The following is an 18,110-nucleotide window of genomic DNA, read 5'->3' on the forward strand; positions in this document are numbered from 1 at the left end:
GTAATGCGCAGCACATGCCATGGAAAAGTATTTCCCGGCCACACCAGTACGCGGAGATCTGAGCACGAATGCATTGACTGCCAGTGCTGGATGCAATTAGCGCTGGTGGCGCTTAAATGTCGGGCCGGATGTCGATGTTGCCGTATTCATCGTGGCGGCCTGTCGTGCTCAAAATGCGGCGTGCCTGCTCGTCTTCCACAATAAACAGCACGGGGTTCTTGGGGTCCTGGCGGGCGGTGAGCTGTACCTGGTAAACACGCTGGTCGCTGAGGATGACGCCGGTGGCAGAAGGTTGGTGCGGTGGAAAAATCAGACAGGAATTGCCAGTCAGCTGACCTTGTGCACATTGCGAGGTGCCATACAGCTTGGCGGGTTTGCCTCGGTAAGTGATATCCAGCCCTGGCGGGAACATGAGGGTTTCGGGCAGTGACGCTTCCTCAAAACAGCCGGCCAAAACAAGGGTAGCGGCCATGGCCGTCAATGGTGCAAATCGCATGAACTTCTTCTCTCGGCAAGCGCGGTGGCCTGTAGGCCTGCGCTGGTTGTCAACCCGGTGGAGCGCGCCTTGGCACGCAGAGAATTCGAAGTGTAGCAATTGTTACCAATTGAAATCCGGTAGCAGCTGAGTATTTACTGCTACCTTGTCGCCGCCGCTAATTGGACGGCTGGCTGGTTTTGCGCAGGCGGTACATGCTGCTTTGGGGCAGGGCATTGCCGGTGCTGCGCTCTCGCAGCTCAATCCAGCCTTCGGAAACCCAGAATTTGTAAGCAGGTGCCTCTTGTGCAGAGGTGCTCAGGGTGATGAGGCTGCCATGGGGGGTGTCAAAGTAAAAGGCACCTTTGTAGGTTTGGTCGGGGGCTTTTTCAATGTCGCTGCCCAGCTTACGCTCGCGCACCACGGCGGTGTGGTCTTCGCGCAATTGCACACTCATGGCAATTCCGGGGCAAGCGTTGCAAGGCAGGACGGCCTGGTAGGTGCCACTCCAGTCCAGCATGTTCTGGGGGGCATCACCTACGGGCTGCTGCATCAGCTGGTCAATGCGTGGCGGGGGGACATTTTCGGTTACGGGCTTGCTCGCGCATGCGGTCAGCCACAGCACTCCGAGTGACAGAAAAACTAGACCAAGGGCGTGGCGTGTAGGAAGGCGTTGCTGCATAAATATCGGATGGGCATTCGTGTTAAACCATTGATGCCCAATGCTAAAGAGAATGTGTAGCGTACCAATCACACAGAGCAGCGAATACTTGTAGGTCACATCTCACAATTTTTGTTTGAAAGCTGTCCCACCATGTCTCAAGCCACGCGCGGTTACGCCGCACACTCTCCCACCAGTGCCCTGGGTTTGTTCCACTTTGTGCGCCGTGATCCGCGTGCCAACGATGTGGTGATCGACATCCTCTACAGCGGCGTGTGCCACTCTGATTTGCACACCGCGCGCAATGATTGGGGTGGCACGGTCTACCCCACCGTGCCGGGCCATGAAATTGTCGGGCGTGTGGTTGCTGTAGGCAGTGCAGTCACCCAGTTCAAAGTGGGTGATGCTGTGGGCGTCGGGTGCATGGTAGACAGCTGCCACAGTTGCGGGGCATGCGCCAAGGGGTGGGAGCAATACTGTGAAAACGGCATGACTGGCACCTACAACAGCACAGACCGTATCGACGGCAGCGCCACCCAAGGTGGGTATTCCGAGCGCATCGTGGTGCGTCAGGAGTTTGTGCTGAAGCTGCCTCAGAACATGGATTTAAAGGGAGCAGCGCCTTTGCTGTGTGCGGGTATCACGACCTGGTCACCTCTGCGCCACTGGAATGTGGGCGCGGGCAGCAGCGTTGCGGTGGTGGGCCTGGGTGGCCTGGGGCATATGGCCTTGAAACTGGCCAAGGCGCTCGGGGCGCATGTGACCTTGTTCAGCCGCTCTGCTGGAAAAGAAGAGGACGCCAAGCGTCTGGGCGCAGACCGTGTGGTGATCAGCACCGACAGGTCGCAAATGAAGGCAGTGAGCGGGCAATTTGATCTGATCATTGACACGGTGCCGTATGCCCATGACTTGAACGCCTACACTGCCACGCTGGCCACCGGCGGTACGCTGGTGCTGGTAGGTTTTCTGGGTCAGCAAGAACCGGCCATCAACACGGTCACTCTGGTACTGGGGCGCAAAGCCATTGCTGGCTCTGTGATTGGCGGGATTGCCGAGACACAGGAGATGCTGAATTTTTGTGGCAAACATGGCATTACCGCCGATGTCGAGATGATTGCCATGCAGGACATCAACGAAGCCTATGAGCGCATGCTCAAGAGCGATGTGAAATATCGCTTTGTGATCGATATGGAAAGCTTGAAGGCGCAGGCCTGAAAAGAACTTTGCAAGCCAGCGCCCACCTTCAAGCCATAACGACTTTGAGGCAGGCGGAGGCTGTGCTGGTAGCGATCAAGAACTGAAAAGCGTTTTGCAGCTTCAATGTTTGGAGTCGCTGGCTTGCTGGGCAATCACTTCCAGCACGGCCAATGGCCAGTGCATGGCCCAGCCAGCTGCCGCGACGGCCAGCCATTCAGGCAAGCTCCAGTCACCAATGCTTTGTGGCATAGGCATATAGGCTTCCTCTGTGCCCTGTGCACACACCACCCGGCCATTGCGCAGGAAAGCCACGCAGCCATTCACGCGGCGGTGTGACTGCAGCAGCGGGTGCTGCTCATCTGCATTAACCCAGATGATCTTGCCCGGACATGTCAGCGCCAAGCTTTCCAGCTGTGCACTGCCGGTGCTTAAGACGGCGATGCCTCCGGGGCGCACTGTACGCAGCTGTGTGGCCAAAATGCGTTGCTGCATGCTGGCTTCCAGAGGCGATTCCTCAGGACAGATGATGGCCATATCGCACTGGGCGTAGGCCCAGCCAGCTTGCATGGCGGTGAGCATGTCTTGTGCAACCACCGCCGCAGTGACGGCGCGGTGCATCAGCACACGCTCGCCCGCAGAGGGTGACTGGCTGGAAGGCTGCAGCAGGCGCTGGCCTTGCAGATACATGGTGTCGCCGCTGGCCATGCCGACATGGTGGCCCTGAGCCTGCTGCCAGGCGGCCAGTGTCTGGCCGATGCGCAGGCCCGCCGCATTGCTGGCCAGGATGCCGGTCAGGGGAATGCGGCCATCTTCTGGCTGCGGGAACAGGTGGCTGCAAATGGCTTCACCCACAGCCCGGGCTTTGCCGTGCACGGGGTACAGATGCATGAGCAGGCTTGGGCCTGCATTCACTTCCACAATAGCGCCACCTTGCGCCAGCAGGGGCTGGCGAATGTCTTGCACCACCATGTCAATGCCTGCAATGTCCAGCCCGATGGTGCGGGCCGCCATGATGGCGTGGTGCGCAATATCAGGGTGCACTTCGTCGGTGCAATCCACGGTGAGGTTGCCGGTGCGCAGCAAGACCACTTCCTGGCCTGCAGCAGGAATGGATTGGTCATGCAGCTGCTGGCGTTGCAGTTCGACCTGAATTTTGGCGTTGCTGGACAGCTCAATGCGTTCCAGCGTCATATCGATCAGGCAGCGTGGGTGCTGATTGATCTGCACTTCGACCAGTTCGATGATGGTGGACAGGCCATCGCCCTCTACAGCCAGGGTTTGGCCGCGTGTGGCTGCAACCACCTGCTCGCCAACGACCAGCACACGGTGCTCATGGCCACGGATGCAGCGTTCCACCAGCACCTGAGTGCCTTCGCGTTTGGCCAGCTGCCAGGCGGTTTCGACGGAAGCCTGGTCCATCAGATCAAGGCTCACGCCGCGCGCACGGTTGCCGTCCAGCGGCTTGACCACCACGGGCACCCCCAGGCGTTGTGCCAGATGCCAGGCCTGTGCAGGCGAGCTGGCAATGTCACCTTGCGGGGTAGGAATGCCCGCATTGGACAGCAGGCGTTTGGTGAGGGCCTTGTCTGCAGCGATGTCTTGCGCGATGGCACCGGTCAAATCGCTCTCCGCAGTCCAGATGCGCTGTTGTGCGGCTCCCATGCCCAGATGCACCAGATTGCCTTTGGGAAACATGCGATATGCGGGCAGGTTGCGCTGTATGGCGGCATTGGCAATGCAGGCCGTGCTGGGGCCCAGGCACTCCTCATCGACCACGTGGCGAATACGGCCCAAGGCCCCCGTCCATTGCTGGGCACGCTCAATCGATGTCAGTGCCAGCAATTCCAGTGCCTGTTGCAGTACGCAGCGGCCTAAGGGCGCTTCGCTGGCCTCCAGCACCACTGTGCCACGGCCGTTAATGAGCGGCAGGCACTGGCAGACGCGATCAGGCAAGGCGACGGCTTGAAGCAGTGCGTGCAGCATTTCTTCCAGCTGCGGCCACTGGCTGTCGTCCATGTCGAGCAACTGGGCCTCCAGCACGGGGTGGGGGCTCCACAGGTTATTGCCTGTCCAGTGGCGGGTGCGCAAAACATACGCTTGCTGGCAGGTAAAAGCTTTTTCAGCGGGATGAAAATCAGACGGTGTGAGGACGCGCATACGCGACCCTCCTTGGGTTCAGTGGTAATTGGATACACCCGTTGCCAGCAGCGACAACGCGCAAGCAGGTACGACGCAATGTACCGCCGCAGCGATGCATCAGCAGATGTAGAAAAAGTGAGTGGTTCAGAGGGGTGAGCGAAAGAAATCGCTGACCTGCAGGCTTAGGTGCGCAGCCGAAGCAGCGGCCCATCCACGCAGTTCAGCATGTGAATGTTTGTCATGAAGGACTTTCCAAACCGAGCCCACGTGCGCGGACTGCTGGCTTGTTATGTTGGGCCTGTAAAAGAATCGGAGCGATGCTGCTTGGAAGTGCTGCCTCAGTGCAAGGAGCCATTCCAGAAGGTTTTCTGCCATCACTCCATGGGCAGAAAACGGACGCCAGCTTATCAGGCTGTAAACAAGTGTGGAAGCCGTGGCAGGTGGAAAGTAATCCAGAGCAGTAGGGATATTCCCGGGAAGTGGAGGTTTTGCCCGGCGGCAGAAGCGGTCTGCGCTTGCAAAGCCGCTGTCGCGGCGAGGGCTGGTGACGGGCACGTACACTCATTGAACAGCTTGGCACTGTGCCGCCAAGCGCATTGCAAAGCATCGTTCATGTCTACACCCAATACCCGCAGCTGGCTGCAAACTCTGGTGGCCTTTGACACTACCAGTCGCAACTCCAACTTGAATTTGATTGAACACGTGCGCGATGCGTTGATGGCGCAGGGCGTGCAGGTGCAGTTGTTCAAATCACCGGATGGAGCCAAATCTAACCTGTTTGCCACGTTGCCAGCCCACGACGGCAGCACCCAAGGCGGCATTGTCTTGTCCGGCCACACGGATGTGGTGCCCGTGGATGGGCAGCAGTGGGACACGAACCCGTTTGCCTTGACCGAGCGCGATGGCAAGTTGTATGGCCGTGGCACCTGCGACATGAAAGGCTTTATTGCTGCAGGACTCGCCCTGGTGCCAGAGTTCCTGGCCATGCCCCGCAGCAAGCCCTTGCACTTTGCGCTGTCGTATGACGAAGAGGTGGGCTGTGTCGGCGCCCCCATCATGCTGGCGCAGCTCAAGCTGCAAGGCCAGCACCTGGATGGCTGCATTGTGGGCGAGCCCACCAGCATGCAGCCCGTGGTGGCCCACAAAGGCATTAACGTGTGGCGTTGCAGGGTGCATGGCAAGGCGGCACATTCCTCGCTGACACCGCGTGGCAGCAATGCCATTGAATATGCGGCCCGCCTGATTTGCCGCATCCGCGATCTGGCAGATGCATTCAAGGCAAATGGGCCGTATGACCGCTTTTTCGACGTGCCCTACACCACCATGACGACCAACCAGATCCGAGGCGGCATTGCAGTGAATACGCTGCCCGAGCTGTGCGAGTTTGCGTATGAGTTTCGCAACCTGCCGGGCATTGCGCCCGAGGGCATTCAGCAGCAGGTCGAGGCGTATGTGCAGCAAGAGTTGCTGCCTCGCATGCGCCAGGAATTTGCCGATGCACGGATTGAATTTGAATCGCTGGCCGGTGCGCCATCGTTTGATGCTGCGGAAGGCGAAGCCATCAGCGAACTGGTGCGTGCGCTGACGGGTGACCGTGCGCAGCGCAAAGTGGCGTATGCCACCGAGGCAGGTCTGTTTCAGCAAGCTGGGGTGCCTACGGTGGTTTGCGGGCCGGGGGCGATTTCCGAGGCCCACAAGGCCAATGAATATGTGGACATCGCGCAGCTGGAGCATTGCGAACACTTCTTGCGCAAGCTGGGGCAGTCTCTGTAAAGGCTGCAAAGGTTTCAGCAAAAAGCTGCCAGCGCTTATCAGGTAGGCGCTGGCAGCTTTGTTTGAACATCCTGCGGCTGCGGATTCAGGACGTGGGCGTGGCCTCGTCGTGTGTGGCATTCACCTCGGGCAGCGGGTGTTCTGGGCCATCGTAGGGCTGCAGCGTATCGATTTCCCCACGCAAAATACGCGCTGCAAAACCATCGACCGCCGCTTTGGCGCTGGACGGCACACGCGGGCTGTAAACCAGTCGCACCAGCTCGGGGGACTCCAGACCAAAGGCCCGGTAACCGCCCAGCGGCAGGCTCGATTGTGCAAAGTCTTTGATGGCCGCATGAATGGCTGCGCCAGAGTCGCAGATGGCCGATGCGATGAACACTTGCGGGTCGCGCTCTACCCAGTCCAGAACGTTGCCAATTTGCTGAATGCCATGCTGGCGGCAGGCTGCCGTTACGCCGGGACGACCGCCATCGATCATGGCGAACAAGGTGTCGATCTGGGTCTGCTGTGCCATGTCGCTGACACACTGGCGTGCCCAGTCGGGGCGGTGCTGGTGGCCGCAAAACTGCGTCGCGAAATGACCGGCAAAGCCAGCGGCATGCAGGCCGTTGGCAAAGGCGGCACGGCCGCGCAATCCCGGGGGCACTTTCTCCCCGGAGAAATGGCCGACAGCACCCGTTTGCGTGGTGTGGGCTGCCAGCACCCCGGCCAGAAAAGCGGACTGCTCCTGCAGGACTTCATAGCGGGCCACGTTGGCGGCCTGATGGCTGCCCTGGGTGACCACAAACGCTTGGCCGGGATACTGCGCAGCCAGCAGTGCCACGGGGCCATCGCCCTGGCCCCCATGGGCCACGATCAGATCGTAGGTTTTGTCGCACAGGTGCAGCATGTCGTGGGCGCGCTCCTGCGCAGACAAGGGCGCAATCCAGTGCACATCGACATCGAAGCCTGCAGCGCGCGCCTGGCTGGCGCCACGCAGGCCTGATTCATTAAAGCTGCCTTGCCCCTTGGGGCCGAACAGCACCACAGCGGTGCGGAAAGAAGCAGTCATGCCAGTCTCTCAAAGGCATGCCGCGCAGGACGCGAGCGCCATGCGTGGCATGCAAGGGTTGGTCAGAAAAGATCAGATGACAGCGCCGGTGCGGCGTGCAATCGGCCCCCAGGTCTGAAACTGGGTTTGCACCATCTGGGTAAAGCGCTGCGCATCCAGGTTTTGCAAGGCAAAGCCTTGTTGCAGCAAAGCCTGGTGCACTTGCGGGTCGCTGCACGCTTGGCGCACAGCATCGGTGATGCGTGTGGAGATGGCGCCAGACAGCCCTGCGGGTGCAGAGATACCGACAAAATTATCGCCCGCCAGTTCCGGGTAGCCCAGCTCCGCAATAGACGGCACGTCAGGCGCAGAGGCAGTTCTTTGGGACGAAGTCACCGCCAGAACCTTGAGCCTGCCGCTTTGCACCAGAGGAATGTTCTGGGGCAGCGCATCAATCGCCAGCAGGATTTGCCCGCTGATCAGGTCCGAGCGCATGGGGCCAGCCCCGCGGTACGGCACGTGCATCATGGGCAGACCCAGGGTTTGGGCAAATTGCTCGCCCACCAGGTGGCCCACAGAGGCGGCACCACCACTGCCAAATGCTACGGGCTGCTTTTGCGCACGAATCCATTGCACCAGTTCGGCGAAAGTATTGGCCGGCACCGAGGGGTGCACCACAAACACGGTAGGCACCGCACCGATATAGCCCAGGTGCTGAAAACTATTGACGGGGTGGTAGGGCGCAGGGGTGATCAGGTGCGGCGCAATCGAGAGCGCTGCAGAGTTGGACACCAGCAGGGTATAGCCATCGGCTGCGCTGTGTGCAACCAAACTGGCACCGATGGAAGAGCCCGCGCCGGGTTTGTTTTCAATGACGATGGGTTGTCCCAGCACTTGACCCAGCTTGGGTGCCAGCAGGCGCGCCACAATGTCGCTGGAGCCGCCCGGGGGAAATGTCACAACCAGCTTGATGGGCTTGGTGGGCCAGTTAGTTGTGGCCGCCCAGCTGGTGCCCGCTATGCAGGCCATGGTCGCGCCGATGGCCCCTAAAAATTGACGCCTTTTCCATGCAACCGACATTTCATCTCTCCACACGTTGAGGTCCGGCAGCTGGTGCAACATCTGTGCCATCGCCGCGGGCCTCTCTACAAAGAGAGGGATTGGAGCTGTTGCGGCTGGTGAAGTAAAAGAAGTTTTCCGCAGTTAGTTACTTGTTTTTCGCATATGCAAGATTGCGCCCGACCTGCGCACATGCATGTGCCAAGCGGGGCATCCCATAAGTCTTTGATGCAGATGGAATAAGCCCTTGCCGCTACGCCGCGTTCAAGCGTACCGAGTGGCGGACCTTGGGCGCTCCAAACCCGCTCTGTGCGCCAAAGCAGCGCTATTTCCCAGGCTCGTGAGGGTGACAGCTGCTTCTTTAAAACCAGAACGGCCCTGAGTGAGCAGCGTGGCACCACAGGTCGCAAATGCGCGAGAAGCGCAGGTGACTTCTCAGCGATCGGCATGGGCTGACAGCGTGCACGCCGCAGTTGGCGACACAATCGGGGATGGCTACAAGCTCTTCTTCCTGGCTGCAGCGCAGCAAGTCCCTGCTTCAACCTGTTCAGCCGCTGATTGATGCGGTGCAGTTGTGGCTGCAGGCCGATGGCATGCGAATGAGCGCAGCCATGACGTTTTATGGCCTGCTCAGCCTGTCCCCTCTGGTGCTGCTGATCGTGGGCTTGCTGGGCTGGTGGATGGACCGCAGCGTGGTGGAAAACACGGTACTTGATCAAGTGCGTGATGTGATGGGTGAGCGCGGTGCCAGCGTGGTGCAAGCTGCCATGACCAGTGCACAGGCCCCTGCACAGGGACGGCTGGCTTCGCTCATCGCCTTTGTACTGCTGTTGTCTGGGGCGACCGGGGTGTTTGTTGAGTTGCAAAACGCGCTCGACAAGCTGTGGCAACTGGGCAGTACAGAGCCTGCACCGCCACAGAAGGTCTGGTGGAAACTGGCCACCTTGCGCTTGCGCGGGCTGGCTTATGTGCTGGTGGTGGGTTTTTTGATGCTGGTGGCCATGCTGTTGTCTACGGCCATTCAGATGTTCACGCAGCTGGCAGGCACATGGCTGGATATGGAGCCACCGGGAGCCTTGATCAGTCTGGTCAATGAAGGCGTTTCATTTGTGGTGATCACGCTGCTGTTTGTCGGGCTGATGCGCATTGGTTCGGGGCGCAAACCCCGACTGCGGCATCTGGTGCTGGGTGCCATGGTGGGCGCGATCTTGTTCACCATCAGCAAGCAGGCGCTGGCGTGGTACCTGTCCACGGCGGCGGTGGTTTCTGCCTACGGCGCAGCAGGTTCGCTGGTGGTGGTGCTGATGTGGATTTATGTCACCTCAGCCATCTTGCTGCTGGCCGCCAGCTGTGCCAAGGCCTTGGACCTGCAGTCCCGGCGAAACGCGGCAGAGCAGTCTTAATCAGGCTTAGCAGGACACAAAACTCATGCGGCCAGTGCCCGCGCTTGGTGGCTGGGCTGCAAGCGAATGCGCGCGCTCCCGGTAGGGGCGGCGCGCTCGCGGCAAGATCAATCTTTGCTCAGCGTGGCATCAATGTCGGCCAGCAGTTTCAAGGCCTGGGCATGGGTGCCGCTGGGCAGCCGGTTGGTCCACTCGTGTTCGGCCAGAGGGTGCACGCTGCAGTTGCCGGGCAGGCTTGCGTCAGCATCCAGCAAGGCATGCAGGCGCGGCACAAAGACCCATTGCAGCCATTCTTCAATGCGCAAGGTGTCGTACATGAAGGGCATGGTGGACGCCATGGCCTCTTGGGAGGGGGGCTGTGCGCTCCACAACGAAGCCGCGCGCAGTTCGACTTCCAGTTGTTGCAGCTGTTGGCGCAAGGTGGTGGGTGTATCGCTCATAGGCCATGATTTTGCGCTTTCCCTCAAGTCCTGACACGCCACCGTCATTACCCTCATAAGGTTTTCCCGCAGCGCGCGTCAACTGCGTTACTCACCGCTTATCAAATCTCTCGGGGTTTGCCCGACAAGTTCCGCACAGCGGAATTTTCCGCTGGTTATTTGCAAATTGTCGCCCTACGCTGAACTTACAGCCGGTGGAAACACGGGTCTGCCAAAACAGACAAGGAGACAGGGATGCATGACAACACCAAGGTGCTCACCGCATTAATGCAGTGCGGCCAATGCAGCGGGAGAGTGTGATGGACGCTTTTTTGCAGCAAGTGCTCAATGGCCTGACATTGGGCGGAATCTATGGGCTGGTGGCGCTGGGCCTGACGCTGGTGTACGGCATCTTGCATGTGCCTAACTTTGCGCACGGCGGTTTTTACATGATCGGTGCGTTTGTTGCTTTACACGCCATGGTCGCATGGAGCTGGGGCTACTGGGCAGCCATGCTGATGGCCGCGGTAACGGTGGCCGTGCTCGGTATCTTGAGCGAGCGGCTGGTATTTAACCCGCTGCGCAACGCTTCGCCCCTGCACCCCAAGATTGCTTCCATTGGTCTGCTGCTGTTTTTGGAAGCCGGCGCGCAAGTGCTGTGGGGTGCTGACTTTCAGCGCATGCCAACGCCTTACACCAGTATCGTCTCCATGGGGGAGCTGACCGTGCCTGCGCAGCGTCTGCTGATCATTGGTGCAGCCTTTGCGCTGATGGTGGCATTGCATCTGTTTCTGACGCGGACGGTCATCGGTTCCACCATTGTTGCCATGGCGCAAAACCGCGAGGGTGCATCGCTGGTGGGTATTGATGCCAACCGTGTTGCCATGATGACGTTTGCCATCTCTGGCGTACTGGCGGCCTTGGCTGCAACGCTGTATGCCCCCATCAACTTGGTGTATCCGGCGATGGGTCATCTGGTGATCACCAAGGCCTTCGTGATCATTATCTTGGGTGGCATGGGCAGCATTCCTGGCGCGGTGCTGGGTGGGCTGATCATTGGTTTTGCCGAGAGCTTCGGTGCCTACTACATCTCCACCGACTACAAGGACATCATTGCTTTTGTTCTGCTGGTGGTCATTTTGTCGATGCGCCCACAGGGCCTGTTTGCAAAGAAGGGGCGCTGAGATGAAAGGCTTTATCGATAGCAAATGGGCCTGGGGGCTGTTGCTGGCCGCCAGCTTGGCTTTCCCGTGGCTTGCGGGCAATGACTACCACCTCACCGTGATGAGCACGGCCTATATTTTTGCCATTGCCACACTGGGCTTGAATCTGATTACGGGCTACACCGGCCAGCTGAATCTGGCGCACGCTGGCTTCATGGCGGTCGGTGCCTACACCGTAGGCATCTTGACGGTGGACCACGGCTGGACCTTCTGGGCTTCGCTGCTGATGTCGGGGGTCATCTGCGTAGTGCTGGGCTACTTCATTGGTCTGGTGTCACTGCGCTTGAAGGGGCACTACTTCTCCATCTTCACGCTGTGCGTGGGCTACATCATGTTTCTCGTGATCGAAAAGTGGGACGGCCTGACCCACGGCACGGTGGGCATCATGGGCATTCCGGAGCCAGAAGCCATTGGTGGACTGACATTCGACACACCTTTGCGTCTGTATTACCTGGTGCTCTTCATATTGGTGGTGCTGGTGTGGGTGATGCGGCGCATCGTCAAATCGCTGCTGGGACGCACATTCATTGCGATCCGCAACAGTGACGAGCTGGCCGAAGCGCTGGGCATCAACCTCATGCGCAACAAAATGCTGGCCTTCATGCTGAGCGTGTTCTACGCAGGCATTTCCGGCGGTTTGTATGCGGGTTTTGTGCGCTTTATCGGGCCGGACATGGCCGGTGTGCATCACACCTTTGACATGATGATTTTTGCCATGGTGGGTGGCCTTGGAACCGTGCTGGGCCCGCTGCTGGGAGCCATTGGCATGCCGTGGCTGACGCAGTCGCTGCAGTTCCTGCAGGAGTACCGTTTTATTGTGTTTGGCCCCATTTTGGTGGCGCTGGTCATCTTTTTGCCCTACGGCATTGTGGGTAGTTTTCTGGCGTGGCGTGCGCGTCGCGATGCAAAGGAGGGCAAGCCCCATGCTCAAGATTGAAAAACTCACCAAGAAGTTTGGCGGGCTGGCAGCGGTCAACGACGTCAGCACCGTGATTGAGGCTGGCAAGATCAACGCCATCATCGGGCCCAACGGCGCAGGCAAGACGACGTTCTTCAACCTGATCAGCTCCATGCACAAGCCCACCAGCGGCACCATCACCTTCAACGGCCAGGACGTGACGTCACTGCGCCCCGATCAGGTGGCCAAGCTGGGCGTGGCACGCACCTTTCAGACCACCTCGCTGTTTGATAAAGCGTCGGTGCTGGACAACCTTATTGTCGGTCACCGTTTGCGCACGCAATCCGGTCTGTGGGACGTGCTGCGTGGCTCCAGCCGGCTGCGCGAAGAAGAGCGTGTCTGCCGCGAAAAAGCGCGTGGAGCACTGGATTTTGTGGGCCTGTCCCACATTGCCCACCGCTTGGCGGGCGACATCACACAAGAAGAGCGCAAGCGCGTGGCCTTTGCGCTGGCGCTGGCCACCGACCCCAAGCTGCTGCTGCTGGATGAACCCGCCGGGGGCGTGAATCCAGAAGAAACCGAGGGCCTGGCGGAGCTGATCCGCAAGTTTGTTCAACACGGCATGACGGTGGCGCTGATTGAGCACAAGATGAACATGATCATGAGTCTGGCCGACAAAATTTTGGTGCTCAGTTACGGTGAAAAAATTGCCGAAGGCACACCCGCACAAATCCGCCGCAACCCTGCGGTGATTGATGCGTATCTGGGGAGCGAGCATGCTGAAATTTGACAACGTCTCGCTGAAGTACGGCAGCTTTTTAGCGCTCGACAAGGTGTGCCTGCATGCAGACAAAGGCGAGCTGGTGGTACTGCTGGGTGCCAACGGCGCAGGCAAGAGTTCGCTGTTTTTGACAGCCAGTGGCATCCACAAAGCTGCGGGCGGCTCCATCACCTGGGGAGCGCAGGAACTGGTGGGCAGCAAGCCCTCCACCATTGTTGAAGCGGGTGTGGTGCAGTGCCCCGAGGGGCGCAAGCTGTTTGCACACATGAGTGTGCAAAAGAACCTGGAGCTCGGAGCCTACGTGCACCGTGGAGATACAGGCCCCAGCAAGCGCATTCTGGAAGAGGTGTACGCGCTCTTTCCCATCTTGCGTGACAAGAAAGATGACGCGGCCGGCTCTCTGTCGGGTGGCCAGCAGCAGATGGTGGCGATTGGCCGCGCCATGATGGGCCGGCCCAAAGTGCTGCTGCTCGATGAGCCGTCGCTGGGCCTGGCCCCGCTGGTGATCAAGCAGATGTTTGAGGTGATCCAGCGCATCAACCAAAGTGGCACCACGGTGCTGCTGGCAGAGCAAAACGCCTTTGCAGCTTTGAAGATTGCACACCGTGCCTACGTGATGGAAAGCGGGCGCATTGTGCGTGAAGGCAAGCCCGAACAATTGCTGGCCGATGACTCGATTCGCAAGGCATACATCGGTGCTTAACGCAGGCATCTTTCGTGGCAGTGAGCGCCTTCCATCACGGCAGCTGTATCACCGCTGCGGGGCTTTTGGAGTACCGGTTTTTCTGATTTAGGCAACGCAATACCACCCATATAAAAGGAGACAACCATGCGTGCAATTTCTCGATTGAATCGTCGCCAGCTGGGCACTTTGGCACTGGCTTGTGCCGCCGTGTTTGCAGGTCCGGCCATGGCGCAGGACGTGATCAAAATTGGCTACTCTGGCCCGCTGTCCGGCGGTGCTGCGCAGTACGGGAAAAATGCCCTGGACGGCATGCTGCTTGCGGCCGATGAGCTGAACGCAGCCAACCTGGAAGTGGGTGGCAAGAAGGTGAAGTTCGAGATCGTTGCGCTGGACGATAAATACAACCCTTCCGAGACAGCCATCAACGCGCAGCGTCTGGTGCAGCAGCACAAGACGGCGGCAATCTTGGTGCCGCACTCGGGCGGTATTTTTGCCGCGCAGACGACCAATGAGCGCAATAACTTCATCGTGCTGGCCTACAGCTCGGTGCCCCAAATCACCAACCGCGGCAACAAGCTGACGCTGCGCATTCCGCCTGAATTCACCACCTACATCGAGCCGTTTTCCAAATACCTGATGGAGCAATACGGCAAGAAGGTGGCGCTGGTGGGCGCAGACCATGACTACGCCAAGGCGTGGGCTGCGGCATTCAAGCCGGGCTGGGAAAAGCTGGGGGGCACGGTGGTGGCCGAAAACCCGATGAGCTACAACCGCGCCACCGATTTTTACAGCGGTGTGAGCAAGGCGCTGGCCGCCAAGCCCGATGTGCTGTTTGTAGGCGGTGCGTCCGAACCCACCGCGCTGGTGGTCAAGCAAGCGCGTGAACTGGGTTTCAAGGGCGGCTTTATGGTGATGGACCAGGCCAAGCTCGATGAGATGGCGCGTGTGGTGGGTGGCACGGGCATTTTGGAAGGTGCAATTGGCGTGTTGCCCGTCTCGGCCGATCCATCACCGGTGAACAAGGCCTTCATTGAGCGTTTTGGCAAAAAGTTCAATGCGCGTGTGCCGGGCTCTGAAGCGCTGTGGAACTACAGCGCAGTACATGCCACGGCCAAGGCCATGCAGCTGGCTGGCTCGGCCAGCGATGCCACAGCCATTCATGCCAAATTGGACGCTGCGTACAAAGGGCTGTCTGCCGAAGTGAACCCGGGTGGTGTGCTGGGCGTCGATGCGGCGGGCGGCACGCTGACCAGGGAGCGTGGTGGCGCTGTGAAAGACGGCAAGATCACGGTGGTCAATACCGCCAAGTAATCTCTAACCCGACCAGTCGGTATATGTGAAAAGCGCAGCTACGGGCTGCGCTTTTTTTATTTGACTTTATCTACTGGTGCGTAGAAAAAATGAGCTGCTAACGCAATGAAATCAAGCACTTCAGATAGTTTTGTATTTGAAGTGCTTGATGGGCAAGCGCTGACAGCTCTTATTTTTGGTGATTCTTAAATCAGACTGGAGCCACCATCGAGCACCAGCGCCTGACCTGTCATGTGGCGTGAAGCGTCAGACGCCAGATAAACCACCGCACCTTTCAGATCTTCTTCGCCACCAATGCGGCGCAGCGGAGCACGTGCGATGAGCTGGTCACCCAGCTTGTCGATCAGGCCGCTTGCCAGCTTGCTGGGGAAAAAGCCCGGGCAAATGGAATTGACGCGGATGCCGTACGGACCCCATTCCGATGCCAGCGTGCGCGCCAGATGCACGGCCGCGGCTTTGGAGGTGTTGTAGGCCACGGTGTTCATGCCCGGTGGTGTGCCTTTGAACGCAGCCACCGAGGCGGTGATGATGATGTTGCCCTGGCCCCTGGGAATCATCACGCGGCGTGCCACTTCGCGTGACAAGAAGAAAGGCGCTGAGACGTTGAGGTTCATCACCTTGTTCCACGCCTCGTCCGGGTAATCCTCGGCCTTGGCACCCCAGGTCGCCCCTGCGTTGTTGACCAGAATGTCGATGGTGCCCAGCTGGGCCAGTACATCGTCGATCAAGCCTGGAATCGCGTCGAACTTTTGCAGATCATTGGCGAAGGTGAACACTTCGATACCCAGACCTTCCAGGTGTGCCTTGGCTTGCGCCAGTTCGTCGGCCTTGCGGGCGGTGATTGCCAGTCTGGCGCCCATCTCGCCCAGAGCTTCGGCCATTTGCAGGCCCAGACCGCGTGATCCTCCGGTGATCAGGGCTGTTTTTCCAGACAGATCGAACAGTTGTTTGACGCTCATGCTTGTGTCTCCTTGAAGGTGGAAAAGTCGATCCGCTGGGCGGAACGCTCTAGAGAACATCCTAGGATTTGGGCGGCAAAAAAGCTGTCTTCTTGGCTACTGGAAACGTGCGGGATTACGCTCGGTAAATGGCCTGCTGCAAGCGGCGCACCATGCGCTCCAGCTCGGGTTTGGCACGGTGCAGCAGCATGTCTGAAGAAATCAGGCGCGAGGGTCCACCGCAGCTGATGGCCATCAGCGGCAGCCCTCTGCCAGGTGAGAATGCCAGCGCAATCGCATTGACGTGCGGCAGCCAGTCGCCAAACGAAGTGGTCAGCCACGGGTGCGGGCTGTCCTGGTACTGCGGCCACTGGTGCTGCTGCTGCTCGACGGCGGCCCACTGGTCTGGGGCATGGGCTTGCAGGTAGGCCAGAGCTTGCTGGCGCTCACCCAGTGGGCAGGCCGCCAGCCAGGCGCGGCCAATAGCGGTGGTGCCCAGAGGCAGTCGTGTACCAATGTCCAAATCTGAATCCATGGGCAGCGGGCTGGGGCTGTGCTCGATGTAGAGCATGTTGTGCCGGTCCCGTGTGGCCAGGGCCACCTCTGTCTGCGTCAGATCGCTGAGCTTGTGCATCAACGGCCGTGCCAGCTTGCGCACATCCATCCCCGACAGCATGGCGCTGCCCAGCGCCAGAGTGGATGTGCCCAGGCGGTATTTGCCTTCATCGGGCACATGGATCAAATAGCCCAGCAACGTCAGCGTGTGTGTCAGGCGCGAGACCGTAGATTTGGGCAGACCACAGCGTTTGGCAATGTCTTGGTTGCCCAGCAGTTTTTCACCGGAGCGAAAACAAGACAGCACATCCAGCCCCCGCGCCAGGGCGGTGACATAGTTGCGGTCGGACTGGTCTTGGGCAGCAGCAGGGGCGAGAGAAACAGGCATGCTGCGCATTATGGAAACAGCGCACTTGTCGCGCTACAGGGCTTTTGCTGACAAAAGCGGCCCTGATGCCTGCCCACATGCCTTGAGAGGCTGCGCAATAAAAAACCTGCCGATGCAGTGCATGGGCAGGCGGGGTGTCGCAGCAAAGCAGGGCTTACTTTTCGACGAAAGCGCGTTCAATCACGAAGTCACCGGGCGTGGTGGTGTTGCCTTCCTTGAAACCGCGCTCTTCCATCATCTTCTTCAGGTCGGCCAGCATGGCGGGGCTGCCGCACAGCATGACGCGGTCGGTTTCGGGGTTCAGCGCAGGCAAGCCCAAGTTTTGCGGGAAGGTGCCGTTGTTGATCAGGTCGGTGATGCGGCCCTGATTGCGGAAAGGCTCGCGCGTCACGGTGGGGTAGTAATGCAGCTTGCCCTTGACGATGTCGCCCAGGAATTCGTGCTCGGGCAGTTGCTCGAACATTTCCATATAAGCCAGCTCCTTGACCTCACGTACACCGTGCACAACGACTACGTTGTCAAAGCGTTCGTAAGTTTCGGGGTCGCGCGCCACGGCCAGCCAAGGTGCCAGACCCGTGCCGGTGCCGATGAGGTACAGGTTCTTGCCGGGCAGCAGATAGTCGATCAGCAGTGTGCCCGTAGGCTTCTTGCCGACGATGATGGTGTCACCCACCTGAATGTGCTGCAGGCGTGAAGTCAGTGGGCCGTCTTCCACCTTGATGGACAGAAATTCCAGGTGCTCTTCGTAGTTCGGGCTGGCAATGGAGTAGGCGCGCAGCAGGTTCTTGCCGTCGACCTTCAGACCAATCATGGTGAAGTGGCCGTTGGAAAAACGCAGCGCAGTGTCACGGGTTGTGGTGAAAGAGAAAAGGCGGTCGGTCCAGTGGTGAACAGAAAGGACGCGTTCTTCGAGAAAAGCACTCATGGTGGAACTGATGGCAGAGGATGCAAAAATGGGCAATGCATGCCCGGGCGTCAATAGCCAGGTGGCGAACCCAACGAGACTGCGCGTTTGGCGCTGGAGGTGCGGGGTATGGCGGGCTGGCGTTCATGCGGATGAATCCGCTATTGTCCGAGAAATGACGGCTTTAAGGCAGGATTGCGGTCTTTGGTTTGATATGGATTAGTTATAAGCACGTGCTTGCCATGCGGGGTGGGTTGCTTGACAATAATCA

17 protein-coding genes are annotated in these 18,110 nt (G+C 59.2%); 8 read left to right on the plus strand and 9 right to left on the minus strand.

From position 1 onward, the window contains the following. Positions 1–112: 112 nt before the first annotated feature. A complete protein-coding gene (locus tag IB213_RS14845) occupies positions 113–496 on the minus strand; it encodes a hypothetical protein (protein WP_191722038.1) in 384 nt (127 codons plus the stop codon). A gap of 157 nt (positions 497–653) precedes the next feature. After that, positions 654–1,157 carry a copper resistance protein NlpE N-terminal domain-containing protein gene (locus IB213_RS14850; protein ID WP_192407497.1) on the minus strand — a complete coding sequence of 168 codons (504 nt, stop codon included), beginning with the start codon at positions 1,155–1,157 and terminating at the stop codon, positions 654–656. 132 nt (positions 1,158–1,289) lie between these two features. On the opposite strand from IB213_RS14850, the gene IB213_RS14855 reads away from it, so the two are divergent. Then, the gene (locus tag IB213_RS14855) at positions 1,290–2,351 is read left to right on the plus strand and encodes an NAD(P)-dependent alcohol dehydrogenase (protein ID WP_192407498.1); all 1,062 of its coding nucleotides are present in this window, start codon (positions 1,290–1,292) and stop codon (positions 2,349–2,351) included. A gap of 102 nt (positions 2,352–2,453) precedes the next feature. Here the strand turns inward: IB213_RS14855 and IB213_RS14860 are convergent, their stop codons facing one another. Then, positions 2,454–4,490: an acetate--CoA ligase family protein gene (locus IB213_RS14860; RefSeq protein ID WP_192407499.1), complete on the minus strand. Its 2,037-nt coding sequence runs from the start codon at positions 4,488–4,490 to the stop codon at positions 2,454–2,456. Positions 4,491–5,084: 594 nt separating this feature from the next. On the opposite strand from IB213_RS14860, the gene argE reads away from it, so the two are divergent. Then, entirely contained in the window at positions 5,085–6,245 is a 1,161-nt protein-coding gene (gene argE, locus IB213_RS14865) for an acetylornithine deacetylase (RefSeq protein ID WP_192407500.1), read from the plus strand. Positions 6,246–6,330: 85 nt separating this feature from the next. Here argE and IB213_RS14870 read toward each other — a convergent pair whose 3' ends face one another. Both IB213_RS14870 and IB213_RS14875 read right to left on the minus strand, forming a co-directional pair. Continuing rightward, positions 6,331–7,296, minus strand: a complete 966-nt coding sequence (locus IB213_RS14870) for a BMP family protein (RefSeq protein ID WP_192407503.1) — start codon at positions 7,294–7,296, stop codon at positions 6,331–6,333. Positions 7,297–7,368: 72 nt separating this feature from the next. Beyond that, positions 7,369–8,355: a tripartite tricarboxylate transporter substrate binding protein gene (locus IB213_RS14875; RefSeq protein ID WP_192407505.1), complete on the minus strand. Its 987-nt coding sequence runs from the start codon at positions 8,353–8,355 to the stop codon at positions 7,369–7,371. A gap of 470 nt (positions 8,356–8,825) precedes the next feature. Between IB213_RS14875 and IB213_RS14880 the strand changes: the two genes are divergently transcribed. After that, on the plus strand, positions 8,826–9,737 hold the full coding sequence (locus IB213_RS14880; RefSeq protein WP_191722045.1) for a YihY/virulence factor BrkB family protein: 912 nt from the start codon (positions 8,826–8,828) through the stop codon (positions 9,735–9,737). Between the two features lie 107 nt (positions 9,738–9,844). On the opposite strand, the gene IB213_RS14885 is transcribed toward IB213_RS14880, so the two are convergent. Beyond that, the gene (locus IB213_RS14885) at positions 9,845–10,177 is read right to left on the minus strand and encodes a YqcC family protein (protein ID WP_191722046.1); all 333 of its coding nucleotides are present in this window, start codon (positions 10,175–10,177) and stop codon (positions 9,845–9,847) included. A 299-nt stretch (positions 10,178–10,476) separates the two neighbouring features. Between IB213_RS14885 and IB213_RS14890 the strand changes: the two genes are divergently transcribed. The 5 genes from IB213_RS14890 (at position 10,477) to IB213_RS14910 (ending at position 15,054) form a co-directional block, all read left to right on the plus strand. Then, complete coding sequence (locus tag IB213_RS14890) at positions 10,477–11,340, plus strand: branched-chain amino acid ABC transporter permease (protein WP_191722047.1); 864 nt, start codon at positions 10,477–10,479, stop codon at positions 11,338–11,340. Between the two features lies 1 nt (position 11,341). Continuing rightward, the gene (locus IB213_RS14895; protein WP_191722048.1) at positions 11,342–12,316 is read left to right on the plus strand and encodes a branched-chain amino acid ABC transporter permease; all 975 of its coding nucleotides are present in this window, start codon (positions 11,342–11,344) and stop codon (positions 12,314–12,316) included. Then, the gene (locus IB213_RS14900) at positions 12,303–13,067 is read left to right on the plus strand and encodes an ABC transporter ATP-binding protein (RefSeq protein ID WP_191722049.1); all 765 of its coding nucleotides are present in this window, start codon (positions 12,303–12,305) and stop codon (positions 13,065–13,067) included. The genes IB213_RS14895 and IB213_RS14900 overlap by 14 nt, the downstream gene beginning before the upstream one ends. Beyond that, positions 13,054–13,761, plus strand: coding sequence for an ABC transporter ATP-binding protein (locus IB213_RS14905; protein WP_192407507.1), 708 nt, complete (start codon positions 13,054–13,056; stop codon positions 13,759–13,761). Before IB213_RS14900 ends, IB213_RS14905 begins: the two co-directional genes overlap by 14 nt. Before the next feature lie 126 nt (positions 13,762–13,887). Next, positions 13,888–15,054: an ABC transporter substrate-binding protein gene (locus tag IB213_RS14910; RefSeq protein ID WP_191722051.1), complete on the plus strand. Its 1,167-nt coding sequence runs from the start codon at positions 13,888–13,890 to the stop codon at positions 15,052–15,054. A 185-nt stretch (positions 15,055–15,239) separates the two neighbouring features. Here the strand turns inward: IB213_RS14910 and IB213_RS14915 are convergent, their stop codons facing one another. The 3 genes from IB213_RS14915 to IB213_RS14925 form a co-directional block, all read right to left on the minus strand. After that, positions 15,240–16,013 (minus strand): SDR family oxidoreductase, encoded by a 774-nt coding sequence (locus tag IB213_RS14915; protein WP_191722052.1) that lies wholly within the window; start codon positions 16,011–16,013, stop codon positions 15,240–15,242. Between the two features lie 115 nt (positions 16,014–16,128). Further along, positions 16,129–16,935, minus strand: a complete 807-nt coding sequence (locus tag IB213_RS14920; RefSeq protein ID WP_192407509.1) for an IclR family transcriptional regulator — start codon at positions 16,933–16,935, stop codon at positions 16,129–16,131. A 154-nt stretch (positions 16,936–17,089) separates the two neighbouring features. Beyond that, positions 17,090–17,860 (minus strand): ferredoxin--NADP reductase, encoded by a 771-nt coding sequence (locus IB213_RS14925; protein WP_191722054.1) that lies wholly within the window; start codon positions 17,858–17,860, stop codon positions 17,090–17,092. Positions 17,861–18,110 lie beyond the last annotated feature (250 nt).

Source organism: Comamonas sp. CMM02, assembly GCF_014851485.1.
GTDB lineage: Bacteria > Pseudomonadota > Gammaproteobacteria > Burkholderiales > Burkholderiaceae_C > Comamonas > Comamonas avium.